The sequence below is a fragment of the Niallia sp. FSL M8-0099 genome (assembly GCF_038006945.1).
GTDB lineage: Bacteria > Bacillota > Bacilli > Bacillales > Cytobacillaceae > Niallia > Niallia circulans.
The window spans coordinates 2,809,461-2,822,909 of record NZ_JBBOWF010000001.1 but is presented as its reverse complement, the minus strand read 5'-3'; the positions used below and the strand labels follow the sequence as shown (position 1 = coordinate 2,822,909).

Sequence of the window (13,449 nt, the reverse complement as noted above, 5' to 3'; positions counted from 1 at the left end):
ATGAAAAATCATTGGATAGAATATTTAACAGGGATTATTACAGTGAAAGCAACAGGCAAAGGTTTAGAAAGGTTTTTAAATAAGTTATTAAAAAATGGTATGTCTGTTTGGAACGTAAAGAAGCACGGACCGCAAGCTGTAACCTTTCAGATTAGTCTAAAGAATATCCATTCTCTTCGTCATTTAGTTAGAGGAAGCGGTATAAAAATAGAGTTTCAGCGCCGAGCTGGAGCTCCGTTTCTATATAAAAGAATGTGGAAAAATAGCGGTTTTGTACTCGGATTATTCCTTTTTTTAGGACTAGTTCTCACTTTATCTAATATGGTCTGGGGAATAGAAATCAAGGGAGCAAATCCTGCGACTGAATATCAAATTCGTAAGCAGCTGGATAAGATGGACATAAAAATTGGTAAATCGCAGTTTTTTGCGAAGGAATTAGATGAAATTCAGGCAGAATTAACAAATAATATTGATGCGATTACATGGATTGGTGTGGAGTTAAAAGGGACAACTTATCATTTCCAGGTGGTTGAAAAAAACGAGCCGAAGAAAAAGAAAGAAGCGGGCCCGCAAAATTTAATAGCAACGAAGAAAGCGACAATTGTAACAGATTTTGTGGAATCTGGTACAAAACGCTATGCCATCAATGAAGTTGTGAGAAAAGGACAATTGTTAGTTGCAGGCAAAATAGGGAATGAAGATCGTGCGAAGAGTGTATCTGCTAAAGGGAAAGTATGGGGAGAAGTGTGGTATACGACAAAAGTGACTGTTCCTTTGGAAACAACTTTCCAAGTATTTAATGGAGCGGAAAAGCAAAAAATTTATATGAAGCTTGGTAAGTGGAGTATTCCTGTATGGGGATTTGGCAAAATAGAGTATAAGGAATATGAGGAAGAGGAGAATGAGTCAAACGTTAAGTTCTTTAAATGGGAATTGCCAATTAAGATTGTAAATAAAACATATCGGGAAAAAGAGATTGTAATAAGAGGATATAGTGAGAAGGATGCTATCGAGAAGGGGAAGGAGGATGCGAGAAAGGATATTATGAAACGAATTGGTGAAGATGGGAAAATTAAGGAGGAAAAAATTTTACAACAAGATATAAAGAATGGTAAAGTTAAATTAAATATAGCTTTTACAACAATAGAAAACATTGCGAAAGCACAACCTCTAACTCAAGGAGATACAGAATGACAGAAGATTTAAAAACGATGAATGTAAAGTTGAATGATCCAAACGAAGCAATTGCTTTACTTGGTAATGGAGATAGCAATCTGCAAGTGCTTGAAAAAGAATTAGATTGTAACATCGTAACGAGAGGAGAAACGCTGCTTGTTTCTTCTGAGAATCCTGATTCAATAGAGCTCGTTGGGGATATTGTTGATAAACTTTTACAAGTAATCCGAAAGGGTGTTTCCATCAGTCAACGAGATGTGGTATATGCGATCTCACTGGCAAAGAAAGGAACGCTTGAATATTTTGGGTCACTATACGATGAAGAAATAGCGAAAACGATTAAAGGAAAATCAATTAGAGTAAAAACGATTGGCCAAAGTGAGTATATACGCACTATTAGAAGAAATGATCTAGTTTTTGGGATTGGGCCTGCAGGAACAGGTAAGACTTATTTAGCCGTTGTGATGGCGGTAAATGCTTTAAAGAGCGGGAAAGTAAATAGAATTATTTTAACAAGACCTGCAGTGGAAGCGGGGGAAAGTTTAGGTTTTTTGCCAGGGGATTTGAAAGAAAAAGTAGATCCGTATTTACGCCCGTTATATGATGCATTGCATGATGTGCTTGGTATGGAGCATACTGCTCGTTTGATTGAAAGAAATACGATTGAAGTAGCTCCACTTGCCTATATGCGCGGGAGAACACTGGATGATGCTTTTGTAATATTAGACGAAGCACAGAATACAACTCATGCCCAGATGAAAATGTTTTTAACAAGACTTGGTTTTGGATCCAAGATGGTGGTTACAGGGGATAAAACACAAATAGATCTGCCAAAGGGCGTGAAATCAGGATTAGTAGTTGCAGAACAAATTCTGCAAAACGTAAATGGGATCGGCTTTGTTCATTTAGAAGAAAGCGATGTAGTGAGACATCCATTAGTCGGAAAAATTATTCATGCATATGGAAAGCAAGTTATGTAAAAGAAAGAAGGACAATATCTTAAGTTTATTTGGGCTTAAGGATATTGTCCTTCTTTCTATATTGGATTGGATACGTTCCGGATACATGAAATATTCGAAAAAGGATGAAAACGATCGAAAAAACTGTTATCATTTTACATATCATCAGATTTTTTTGTTTTTAATTATTGGTGGTTTTACTGATCTATTGAGGAAAGTGACAAATGCTTGAAAATCAGCTTTCAGAAGGAGAATTTACATCTAGATAGGTTAAGGATTAAAAAATAGGTTTAAGATGATAGAATAAGCAACTGAACCTATTTTTTTGAAATAGGAGGTAAATATGAACGTTTGGCAGAGAATGCGTAATAATTTAATAAAACTAATGAATATTACCTTTTTTAAAATAATTCTCTTTATTTTACTTGGTGTCATTTTATTCTTTACACTCTATGGAAACGTAAAGCCGGAAAAATTAAATGTACAGTTATTTTCTGTAGCGGATCAGACTATTAGGTCACCCATAACAGTGGAAGATAAAGAGAGTACAGAGAAAAAGAAGGAAGAAGCAAAAAATCAAGTACAGGATGTCTATGTTGTTAATAAAGAAATTGCTCAGAATCGTGTAGATTTAATATCTTCTATATTTGATTCTGTAACAGAAGTAAATAACGAAGTAGAGAAACAAATGGAAGAAAAAAGAAAGAAAGCAGAAGAGGAAGATAAGAATAAACAATCAATAAAAGAGCCATCCGTTGACGAGAAGCTTGAATTACTAAAAGGCAAGCTGACAAATGAAGTAACGAATGAAATTATGGACCGCTCTTTAAAATCGCTTATTCCTTATTCGGAAGATCAGTTAGAAATCGCAAAAGATATTACGGTAACAGCTATACATACAGTAATGAATGGTAAGATTCCTTCAGATGAGGTGGAGAATGCCAAAAAAAGAGTGGAGGATATCTTAAAGGTAAACGATGGTTTAACTTCTGATTTAAAGAGTGCAAGTATCGATTTAGGAAGATTTGCAATCATTCAAAATGAGTTCTACGATCCTACTGCGACAGAAGAAATGCGTCAGCAAGCTGTTGATGGTGTGGAGCCAATAAGAGTACTTCAAGGCCAAGTTCTTGTGGAAGAAGGCCAACTGATAAGTAGAGAGATACATAGACAACTTGAACTTGTTGGATTATTAGATAGCGATAATTCCATTCAGCCATTTATCGGTTTAGGTTTAATCATCTTGACGATGCTAGCGGCACTTTATTTTTATACACTTAAAAGAACATCGAAAGAGAAGGAGAATAATATCCAGTTCTATTTAATGTTCTTTCTTATAATTAGTGTAACGATTGTATTAATGAAAACAATAAGCGCCTTCCAACAGTTTGAATACACAGAGATTGGCTATATATTTCCAGCTGCTATGGCGGTTATGTTAATTAAGATATTAATGGAAGAAAAATCTGCTTTATTAGTAACGATTATTCTTGCGGTTTGTGGAATGATTATGTTTAATGAAGGAGTTGCTGGAACTTTTAATGTAGGAATGGGTATATATATTATTGCAAGTGGTTTAGCCAGTATTTTATTTTTATATAAAAGAAATCAGCGGACCAATATTCTTTATGCAGGATTCTTTATTTCTTTTATAAATATTGTTACGATATTAGCGATTTTATATTTACAAAACGGACATTATGGTGCAAAAGAATATGGTGTATTCCTTTTACTGGCCGTTATTTCCGGAATAAGTTCAGCTGTTTTAACAATCGGTTTCTTGCCTTTCCTTGAAACCGGGTTTGGGGTGCTTTCTACCATTAAGTTAATTGAGCTCTCTAATCCTAACCATCCATTATTACGTAAAATCTTAACTGAGGCACCTGGTACGTATCATCATAGTGTGATGGTTGCTAATTTAGCGGAATCAGCATGTGAAGCGATTGGCGCTAATGGTTTATTGGCAAGAGTTGGTTGTTATTATCATGATATCGGGAAAACAAAAAGGCCGCATTTTTTTATTGAAAATCAAATGAATATGGGAAATCCACACGACCGTATTCCTCCCCAGGCCAGTAAAAATATCATTATTGCCCACGCAACAGATGGAGCTGAGTTATTAAGAAAATATAAATTACCGAAAGAAATCGTCGATATTGCTGAACAGCATCATGGAACCTCCCTCTTAAAATATTTTTATTTTAAGGCAAAGGAAAAAGGGGGAGAGGTAAAAGAAAGTGATTACCGCTACCCAGGCCCAAAAGCCCAAACGCGTGAGGTAGCAATTATAGGAATTGCGGATAGTGTAGAAGCTGCTGTAAGAAGTTTAAATGCACCAACCACCGAGCAAATTGACTCTTTAATTAAGAATATTATTTCTGACCGTTTGCAAGATGGACAATTGGATGAATGTGATTTAACATTAAAGGAATTAGATATTGTTCGAAATACATTAAGTGAAACGTTAAAAGGAATTTTTCATTCACGAATCGAATATCCAGAAATGAAAAAGTAAAGGAAGTCGAATATGAATTTAGAAATTGATTTTATTGATGAAACAGAAAAAGTGAAGGAAAGTGAGATTGCGAAAATCGAGAAACTTTTACAATTTGCGGCCGGTAAACTAAATCTCCAAGGAGAAATTGAGCTTTCCATTACCTTCGTTCATAATGAACAAATTCAACAAATAAATAAAGAATATAGAGAAAAGGATCAACCGACAGATGTTATTTCTTTTGCGCTGGAGGAATTAGGAGAAGGCGAATTGGAATTGGTTGGAGAGGGACTTCCTAGAATGTTAGGAGATATTGTCATTTCTATCGATAAAGCGGAGGAACAGGCTAATGATTATGGTCATTCTTATATGAGAGAACTTGGATTTTTATCTGTTCATGGCTTTTTGCACTTACTAGGATATGACCATATGACAGAAGAAGATGAAAAAGTGATGTTTACTCTTCAAAAGGATATTTTAGATGAGTTCGGATTACAAAGATAAAAGAATTCGAAAGAACAGTCAATTATCCTCCTTCCGTTTAGCGATATTGGGAATACTAACTGCTATTAAACAAGAAAGAAATGTAAAAATTCATTTAGTTATTACCATTCTTGTTATTGTATTGGGCCTTTTAAATGATTTGTCTAAACAGGAATGGATGTTAATTGCTTTTTGTATTGGATTAGTAATTAGCCTAGAACTGATAAATACGGCAATAGAACGTGTGGTGGATCTTGTTACTAGTGAATATCATCCATTGGCAAAAGAGGCAAAGGACATAGCTGCTGGTGCTGTTTTTGTCGCAGCAATTCTTTCGATTGTGATTGGCGGAATCATCTTTATCCCGAAAATCTGGAGCGCTATAATAGGTTAGAGAATAAAAGCTATCTGATAAAAATTAAATCTTCAACAAATAGTTATTTGTTGAAGATTTAATTTTTAAAAGGTAGTTTTTTATTTTTGGGTTTTCTACGTTCATTAATAACTCCCTACTTCTTTCTCTTTATTGTGCTTCCAAATTAGTATATAATTTTAAGACAGTACATTTAACATCATATTAAGTGTTACTGAAGTTTGAAAACGTTCCATTTATTCTTTAAAATAATGTGTAAGGCGAGAATAGGGCTTACTAAAAAGAGATACTCACTAAAATGAAAAATTATTTTAAAATAAATCTTAGCGCTAAAGGGGAAAGTATTTGGCTAAACAAGAACCTTTTCGGCTTGTGATATAGCCAAAAGTGAACTTGAAATAGCATGAAAAGCTGCTTAAAGAAAAGAGGGATTTGTATGAAAAAGGAACTTCTAATGGAAGAAGCAAAACTTGCACGTGATAAAGCGTATGTACCTTATTCAAAATTTAAGGTAGGAGCAGCTCTGCTTTCGGAAAAGGGTATCGTTTATCACGGTTGTAACATTGAAAACGCAGCGTACAGTATGACGAATTGTGCAGAACGAACGGCATTATTTAAAGCTGTGTCAGAAGGTGATACTACTTTCAAGAAGCTTGTTGTTGTGGCAGATACAGAGGGACCAGTTTCTCCATGTGGTGCTTGCAGACAAGTAATTTCTGAACTTTGTCCAAAAGACATGGAAGTAATATTAACGAATTTAAAAGGCGACGTACAAACATTAACTGTGGCAGAGTTATTGCCAGGAGCATTTTCACCGGAGGATTTAAATGAACATTAATAATCAAACAGAACACAAATCAGGATTTATCTCCATTATAGGAAGACCTAATGTTGGAAAATCAACCTTTTTGAACCGTGTAATAGGCCAAAAGATTGCGATTATGAGCGACAAGCCACAGACTACAAGAAATAAAGTTCAAGGTGTACTTACAACAGATGATGCACAGCTTATTTTCATTGATACACCTGGAATTCATAAACCGAAACATAGACTTGGCGATTTTATGATGAAGGTAGCGCAAAATACATTGAAAGAAGTGGATCTAATCCTTTTTATGGTTAACGCTGAAGAAGGCTTTGGTAAAGGGGAAGAATTCATTCTTGAGAAATTTCAGTCTGTAAAAACACCAATATTTTTAGTGATTAATAAAATTGATACGATTCACCCAGATCAATTATTTGCCATTATTGAATCATATAAAGAGAAGTATCCATTTAAAGAAATTGTCCCAATCTCTGCTCTAGAAGGAAATAATGTCGAAACATTATTAACACAAATCAAAAAGTATTTACCAGAAGGACCGCAATTTTATCCAGCTGATCAAGTGACAGACCATCCTGAACGCTTTATTGTTTCTGAGTTAATAAGGGAAAAAGCACTGCACCTAACAAGAGAGGAAATTCCTCACTCCCTTGCAGTAGTAATTGAAAAGATGGAGAGAAAATCAAACGATGTCATTAACGTAATGGCCACTATTATCGTTGAACGAGATTCTCAAAAAGGGATAATTATCGGTAAACAAGGTAGTATGCTGAAAGAAATCGGAAAAAGAGCAAGAACGGATATTGAAAATCTTCTTGGAAATAAAGTCTATTTGGAATTATGGGTGAAAGTACAAAAAGATTGGCGCAATAAAATGACACAATTGCGTGATTTTGGATTTAGAGAAGACGAATATTAATAATTAGAACGGAACAGCTTTAAAGGCTGCCATAAGAAAAAATGGAATCCTGTTGTTCCCTTTATTGCAGCAATAGGAAAACGGATTAAACTAGAAGGCATTCGGTTATTTGAAAATTATACATGCAATCAATTAGCAATATTTTCGTCTCATGATTTTATAAAGACAGGCTATGATAAGATTAAGGTTGTAAACAGCTAGTTAAAAATCGAAAGGTGGGGTTTTACATGTTAGACTTTACCTGGAAAGTTTTTTCCCAAACAGGTAACATTGATACTTATCTACTCTTTAAAGAATTAGAAAAGCATAATCATGAAATACCAGGAATGCAAGAAGAGGAACTAGCGGAACTTGATTATCCCATTTCATAGTTACTGTCCTTATAGTAGGGGATGGTGAATGGTGATGCTCGAAAAGTGTGAAGGGATTGTAATTAGATCCATCGATTACGGTGAATCCAATAAAATAGTAACGTTGTATACAAGAGAATGGGGAAAGGTTGGGGTAATGGCTAGAGGTGCAAAAAAGCCAAACAGCAGGCTTTCTGCTGTAACCCAGCCTTTTGTCTATGGATATTTTCTCGTCCAGCGAAGTAGTGGATTAGGGCTTTTACAGCAAGGGGATATTATATCGAGTATGCGTTCATTGAAAGAAGATATTTTTCTTACTGCATACGCTAGCTATATAGTAGAGCTTACAGATAAATGTACGGATGAAAAAAAGCCAAATCCTTTTCATTTTGAATTATTATATCAAACGTTAAATTACATGAATGAAGAATACGATCCGGAAATATTAGTAAATATCTATGAACTAAAAATGTTAAACAGCTTAGGATTATATCCAATACTAGATCGCTGTGTTTTTTGCGGAGCGACAGAGGGGCATTTTTCGTTTTCTATCCGAGAAGGTGGATTAATCTGTCATCAATGCTTGGACAAGGACCCGTATCATTATAAAATCTCGCAGGCTACAGTAAAGCTGCTTCGGATTTTTTATTATATGGATATTTCCCGTCTAGGTAGTATCTCTGTCAAAGATTCAACTAAGAAAGAGCTAAGTATGATTATTGATGCTTATTATGAAGAGTATTCTGGGTTGTATTTGAAATCTAAAAAATTTATTCAATCAATGAAAAACTTAGGGGATTCCTTTACATAAAAGTAATTGAATGAAGAGTGAATCTTCTTCGAGAATAAATCAAAGCAAGGTTGACAACTAATATTTTTTTCGTTATTATTCATGTAAATAAGAGTGTTGCATTGAAAAGAAAGTAGTACTTAATTCACCTCATGAAAAGCGAGCTTGGGATAGTGGAAGCCAAGTTCATGAGCGTTAAGGAAGGCGTTCTTGGAGCAACTGCGTATGAAAGTGGCTGTATCTTACAGCAAATAGGGTGGAACCGCGGGTTAACTCTCGTCCCTATGTCAAGAAATATTTGGCATAGGGACGAGAGTTTTTTGTGTTCCTTACGAGTACATACTCTACATAAATCTATGCTGAATATACGTTTTATAAATTCGGAGGTGTAGGAAAGCAATGAATATTCAAAACATGATTTTAACATTGCAAAAACATTGGTCTGACTATGGTTGTATCCTAATGCAGGCATATGATGTAGAAAAAGGTGCGGGGACGATGAGTCCTTATACTTTTTTAAGAGCGATTGGTCCTGAGCCGTGGAATGTGGCTTATGTAGAGCCATCTCGAAGACCGGCAGATGGAAGATATGGAGAAAATCCAAACCGTTTATATCAGCATCATCAATTTCAAGTAATCATGAAGCCTTCTCCTGACAATATTCAAGAATTATATTTAGATTCTCTAAGAGCACTAGGGATTAATCCGTTAGAGCATGATATTCGCTTTGTAGAGGATAACTGGGAAAATCCTTCTCTAGGGTGCGCAGGTCTTGGATGGGAAGTATGGCTTGATGGAATGGAAATTACTCAATTTACGTATTTTCAACAAGTTGGCGGTATTGAATGTAAGCCAGTATCGGTTGAAATAACATATGGAATTGAGCGATTGGCTTCCTATATTCAAGATAAAGAAAATGTTTTTGATTTAGAGTGGACAGATGGGTTCACAATCAAAGATATTTTTTATCAACCAGAATTTGAACATAGTAAATATACATTTGAAACGTCTGATACCGATATGCTGTTTAACCTATTCTCTATCTATGAAAAAGAGGCGCATAGACAAATGGACGAAGGGCTAGTACACCCTGCCTATGACTATGTATTAAAATGCTCTCACGTTTTCAACCTATTGGATGCTAAAGGGGCTATTTCTGTTACAGAAAGAACTGGATATATTGGAAGATGCAGAAATTTAGCACGTAAAGTGGCAAAAACTTTCTACGAAGAAAGAGAAAAATTAGGATTCCCAATTTTAAAAAGTAAGGAGGGAAAAAGTCATGAATAAAAGAGACTTATTATTGGAAATTGGTTTAGAAGAAATGCCAGCTCGTTTTATCTCTGCTAGTATCCAATCATTAAAAGAGAAAATGGAGGCTTGGCTTGCGGAGAAACAATTGGGTTATGCTTCTGTTCAGGCTTTTTCTTCCCCGCGCAGATTGGCCCTTCTTGTTACTGATTTAGATGAATCGCAGCAAGATATGGAAGAAGAAGCAAAAGGCCCTGCTAAACGTATTGCATTAAACGAAGCTGGTGAATGGTCTAAAGCAGCTGCGGGATTCACAAGAGGGCAAGGCTTAGCAGTAGAAGACATCTATTTTAAAGAGATAAATGGTGTGGAATACGCTCATGTAAAAAAATTTATTAAAGGGAAACAGACAAGTGAATTATTATCAGAATTAAAAGAGTTAATTCTAAGCTTAACATTCCCGAAAAATATGCGCTGGGCCAATAATGAATTACGATATATTCGTCCAATTAAATGGCTTATTGCCTTATTTGGAGAAGAAATTATTCCATTCTCTATTACTAATGTAGAAACGTCTAATCAGTCACGTGGTCATCGTTTTTTAGGTGGAGAAATCGTCTTTCAAAACCCTTCTGATTATGAGAAGAAAATGTTGGCTCAATATGTGATGGTTAATGCAGCAGAACGAAAAGAAGCTATCGTTTCGCAAATAAAAAAATTAGAAGAAGAAAACAATTGGATTATTCCAATTGATGAAGATTTATTAGAGGAAGTTACTAATTTAGTTGAATACCCAACTGCTTTGTATGGTACTTTTGATGAGTCATATTTAGAGTTACCAACCGAAGTATTAATTACAAGCATGAAAGAACATCAACGCTATTTCCCAGTTAAGTCTAAGGAAGGAAAGTTGTTGCCTTATTTTGTAACTGTTCGGAACGGGGACCATCAACATCTTGACAAAGTTGCAAGGGGAAATGAGAAAGTATTAAGAGCTAGACTTGCTGATGCAGCGTTCTTCTACAAAGAAGATCAAAAGTTAGCGATAGACGATCTTCTAAAAAAACTAGAAGCAATCGTATATCATGAAGAAATTGGTACTTTAGCAGAAAAAGTAGCTCGTGTTCGCTTACTTGCTTCTAAGTTAGCCGACGAATTACAGTTAACTTCTGAAGAAAAACAAGATGTCGACAGAGCTGCGCAAATTGCTAAGTTTGACCTTGTAACAAATATGGTTTATGAATTCCCCGAGCTGCAAGGATTAATGGGAGAACGATATGCTATTCAAAAGGGAGAAAAGGCATCAGTAGCGAACGCTATTAATGAGCATTATATGCCGCGTCATGCAGATGACGAAACAGCACCAAGTAATGTGGGGGCAGTACTTGCGCTAGCAGAGAAACTGGATACAATTGTTTCGTTCTTTAGTATTGGATTAGTACCAACTGGTTCACAAGATCCTTACGCATTAAGAAGACAGGCAACTGGAATTGTTCAGACTCTAATAGATAAAAACTGGAATATTCCAATTGAGCAATTGGTTGAACTGGCGATACAGGCAATAGAGAATGCGTCAAAAGTTTCCGGGCAAGAATTAGTTGATTCAGTGCTGTCATTCTTCAAATTACGTGTGAAATATATTTTACAAGAACAGGGCATCCGCTATGATATGATTGATGCAGTGTTGGCAGAAAAAATTGGTGGGGCTGCAAGTGTTTTAAGAAAGGCAAAAGTTCTTGAACTTCACAAAGATGATGCTAAATTCAAGGAAGGGATAGAAGCATTAAGTCGAATTATCAATATTTCTAATAAGGCAGTAACCGTTTCAGCGGTTGATTCTAGCTTGTTTGAAAATGAATATGAAAGTGATCTATATAATCGTTTTACAGCGGTTAAAGAAAAAATTAATACCAAAGTGGAAGAAAAAGAGTATTTTGAGTTATTGTTCTCTTTACAAGAAGCAATCTCTGCATATTTTGACCACACCATGGTAATGGCTGATAATGAGAAGATTAAAGAAAATCGCCTAAATCTAATGGCGGAAATTGCTGCATATATTAAAGGTTTCGCAAGTGTAAATGAAATAATTGTGAAGTAGTAACTAGATAGTTTAACAAAAAGCTAGGCAGGGGATTCCCCTACCTAGTTTCCTTTTGTTATGATTAGGCATAATGAATATGTACTTGAATGTTAAATATGGTTGTAGCAAAAGAGTTATCTTTAGATTCTTTTTCTTTTGATTCTGGCTATTTCGTATATAATAGTTAGTAGATATCGTTACCTAAATGAAGGTGGTGAATAGGAAATCGAACTGAATAAACGTCAAGAAAAAATTATTGAAATTGTAAAAGAAAATGGGCCGATAACGGGCGAGCATATTGCGGATAAATTAAACTTAACAAGAGCTACACTTCGACCAGATTTAGCGATATTAACAATGGCTGGATTTTTAGATGCAAGACCACGTGTAGGCTACTTCTATACAGGCAAGAACTCAGAGCGGCTAGTAATTGATAATATCCGTAATATCCTTGTGAAAGATTATTATTCACATCCAGTAGTTGTTCACGAGAATTCCTCTGTCTATGATGCCATTGTCATTATGTTCACAGAAGATGTTGGAACTATTTTTGTTATTGATGAAGCTTCCACATTAACTGGAGTTGTTTCCCGCAAAGATCTATTACGAGCAAGCATTGGAAAACAAGAGTTAAACTCTTTGCCTGTCGCGATTATTATGACAAGAATGCCGAATGTCACATATTGCTTTAAAGAAGAAATTTTAGTAGATGTTGGCTGCAAGTTAATGGATCACGAAATAGATGCACTTCCAGTTGTAGAAAAAAATGAAAATGGTCTTCTTGTAATCGGAAGAGTTTCGAAAACAAATATTACTAGAGCGTTTGTAGACTTGTCTAACAATCGTAAAGGAATTGTGGAGGAACATAATGACTGAAAGACAAATTATCTATGTTGTATCTGATTCAGTTGGTGAAACAGCTGAACTAGTAACCAAAGCAGCAATTAGCCAATTTTCTGGACATAACGTAAATGTATTAATTAAAAGATTCCCGTTTGTGGAAGATAAATCGAATATACATGAAGTAGTTATGCAAGCTAAAATGGAACATGGAATGATTGCTTATACGCTTGTTAAACCAGAAGTTCGCAATTATATGAGTGAATTGGCTCGCCAAGAAGGCGTATACGCCTGTGATATAATTGGTCCGATTATCGATCAATTCCAAGTTTTATGGGGAAAGACGCCTTTATATGAACCAGGGCTTGTCCGCAAACTTGATGAAGATTATTTTAAAAAAGTAGAAGCAATAGAATTTGCTGTGAAATATGATGATGGCAGGGATCCAAGAGGGTTAGAAAAGGCAGATATTATCTTAATTGGTGTATCACGAACATCCAAAACACCTTTATCGCAATTTTTGGCACATAAAAGAGTGAAAGTGGCAAATGTTCCAATCGTGCCAGAGGTTGATCCGCCAAAAGAACTTTTTCAAGTTCCAGCAAGTAAGTGCTTTGGCTTAAAAATAAGCCCGACGAAATTAAACAATATTAGAAAAGAGCGCCTTATTTCTCTGGGTTTAAGTGATCAAGCAAGCTATGCGCAAATTGAAAGAATAAAAGAAGAATTAACCTATTTTGATGATATCGTAAATCGCATCGGCTGCCCGGTTATCGATGTTACGAATAAAGCAGTGGAAGAAACAGCAAATATTATACACAATTTATATTATCGCTCCAAGTATAATGCAGATAATTAGTTTTTTCTTATAAAAATAAGTGGTAAAGACTTGGTTCTCCAAAGTAGAATCA

At 35.3% G+C, this 13,449-nt stretch carries 13 protein-coding genes; all 13 read left to right on the top strand.

What is annotated here, in order from left to right; genetic code table 11:
- The 13 genes from yqfD to NSQ92_RS13985 all read left to right on the top strand — a co-directional run bounded on the left by yqfD (position 1) and on the right by NSQ92_RS13985 (position 13,397).
- Positions 1–1,194, top strand: coding sequence for a sporulation protein YqfD (yqfD, locus tag NSQ92_RS14045; protein WP_341152876.1), 1,194 nt, complete (start codon positions 1–3; stop codon positions 1,192–1,194).
- Positions 1,191–2,156, top strand: a complete 966-nt coding sequence (locus NSQ92_RS14040; RefSeq protein WP_341152875.1) for a PhoH family protein — start codon at positions 1,191–1,193, stop codon at positions 2,154–2,156. Before yqfD ends, NSQ92_RS14040 begins: the two co-directional genes overlap by 4 nt.
- Positions 2,157–2,478: 322 nt before the next feature.
- Complete coding sequence (locus tag NSQ92_RS14035; RefSeq protein ID WP_047941294.1) at positions 2,479–4,650, top strand: HD family phosphohydrolase; 2,172 nt, start codon at positions 2,479–2,481, stop codon at positions 4,648–4,650.
- A 12-nt stretch (positions 4,651–4,662) separates the two neighbouring features.
- The gene (gene ybeY / locus NSQ92_RS14030; protein ID WP_047941293.1) at positions 4,663–5,133 is read left to right on the top strand and encodes an rRNA maturation RNase YbeY; all 471 of its coding nucleotides are present in this window, start codon (positions 4,663–4,665) and stop codon (positions 5,131–5,133) included.
- Positions 5,111–5,506, top strand: a complete 396-nt coding sequence (locus NSQ92_RS14025; protein WP_047941292.1) for a diacylglycerol kinase family protein — start codon at positions 5,111–5,113, stop codon at positions 5,504–5,506. The genes ybeY and NSQ92_RS14025 overlap by 23 nt, the downstream gene beginning before the upstream one ends.
- 415 nt (positions 5,507–5,921) lie before the next feature.
- On the top strand, positions 5,922–6,323 hold the full coding sequence (locus NSQ92_RS14020) for a cytidine deaminase (protein ID WP_047941291.1): 402 nt from the start codon (positions 5,922–5,924) through the stop codon (positions 6,321–6,323).
- Positions 6,313–7,227, top strand: coding sequence for a GTPase Era (era, locus tag NSQ92_RS14015; protein WP_217279781.1), 915 nt, complete (start codon positions 6,313–6,315; stop codon positions 7,225–7,227). Before NSQ92_RS14020 ends, era begins: the two co-directional genes overlap by 11 nt.
- 227 nt (positions 7,228–7,454) lie before the next feature.
- Entirely contained in the window at positions 7,455–7,598 is a 144-nt protein-coding gene (locus tag NSQ92_RS14010) for a YqzL family protein (protein WP_082138270.1), read from the top strand.
- A gap of 34 nt (positions 7,599–7,632) precedes the next feature.
- Complete coding sequence (gene recO, locus NSQ92_RS14005; RefSeq protein ID WP_047941379.1) at positions 7,633–8,388, top strand: DNA repair protein RecO; 756 nt, start codon at positions 7,633–7,635, stop codon at positions 8,386–8,388.
- Between the two features lie 378 nt (positions 8,389–8,766).
- Positions 8,767–9,657, top strand: coding sequence for a glycine--tRNA ligase subunit alpha (glyQ, locus tag NSQ92_RS14000; RefSeq protein ID WP_047941289.1), 891 nt, complete (start codon positions 8,767–8,769; stop codon positions 9,655–9,657).
- Positions 9,650–11,716, top strand: coding sequence for a glycine--tRNA ligase subunit beta (glyS, locus tag NSQ92_RS13995; protein WP_341152874.1), 2,067 nt, complete (start codon positions 9,650–9,652; stop codon positions 11,714–11,716). Before glyQ ends, glyS begins: the two co-directional genes overlap by 8 nt.
- A 207-nt stretch (positions 11,717–11,923) precedes the next feature.
- The gene (locus NSQ92_RS13990; protein WP_047941287.1) at positions 11,924–12,574 is read left to right on the top strand and encodes a helix-turn-helix transcriptional regulator; all 651 of its coding nucleotides are present in this window, start codon (positions 11,924–11,926) and stop codon (positions 12,572–12,574) included.
- The gene (locus tag NSQ92_RS13985; protein ID WP_047941286.1) at positions 12,567–13,397 is read left to right on the top strand and encodes a pyruvate, water dikinase regulatory protein; all 831 of its coding nucleotides are present in this window, start codon (positions 12,567–12,569) and stop codon (positions 13,395–13,397) included. The genes NSQ92_RS13990 and NSQ92_RS13985 overlap by 8 nt, the downstream gene beginning before the upstream one ends.
- Positions 13,398–13,449: the final 52 nt, after the last annotated feature.

What these genes read in the sequence shown, in the direction of transcription:
- era (WP_217279781.1), top strand. Translation starts at nt 6,313, where the DNA reads ATGAACATTAATAATCAAACAGAACACAAATCAGGATTTATCTCCATT.
- NSQ92_RS14040 (WP_341152875.1), top strand. Translation starts at nt 1,191, where the DNA reads ATGACAGAAGATTTAAAAACGATGAATGTAAAGTTGAATGATCCAAAC.
- NSQ92_RS14010 (WP_082138270.1), top strand. Translation starts at nt 7,455, where the DNA reads ATGTTAGACTTTACCTGGAAAGTTTTTTCCCAAACAGGTAACATTGAT.
- NSQ92_RS13985 (WP_047941286.1), top strand. Translation starts at nt 12,567, where the DNA reads ATGACTGAAAGACAAATTATCTATGTTGTATCTGATTCAGTTGGTGAA.
- NSQ92_RS14025 (WP_047941292.1), top strand. Translation starts at nt 5,111, where the DNA reads ATGAGTTCGGATTACAAAGATAAAAGAATTCGAAAGAACAGTCAATTA.
- NSQ92_RS14035 (WP_047941294.1), top strand. Translation starts at nt 2,479, where the DNA reads ATGAACGTTTGGCAGAGAATGCGTAATAATTTAATAAAACTAATGAAT.
- glyS (WP_341152874.1), top strand. Translation starts at nt 9,650, where the DNA reads ATGAATAAAAGAGACTTATTATTGGAAATTGGTTTAGAAGAAATGCCA.
- recO (WP_047941379.1), top strand. Translation starts at nt 7,633, where the DNA reads ATGCTCGAAAAGTGTGAAGGGATTGTAATTAGATCCATCGATTACGGT.
- yqfD (WP_341152876.1), top strand. Translation starts at nt 1, where the DNA reads ATGAAAAATCATTGGATAGAATATTTAACAGGGATTATTACAGTGAAA.
- glyQ (WP_047941289.1), top strand. Translation starts at nt 8,767, where the DNA reads ATGAATATTCAAAACATGATTTTAACATTGCAAAAACATTGGTCTGAC.
- NSQ92_RS14020 (WP_047941291.1), top strand. Translation starts at nt 5,922, where the DNA reads ATGAAAAAGGAACTTCTAATGGAAGAAGCAAAACTTGCACGTGATAAA.
- ybeY (WP_047941293.1), top strand. Translation starts at nt 4,663, where the DNA reads ATGAATTTAGAAATTGATTTTATTGATGAAACAGAAAAAGTGAAGGAA.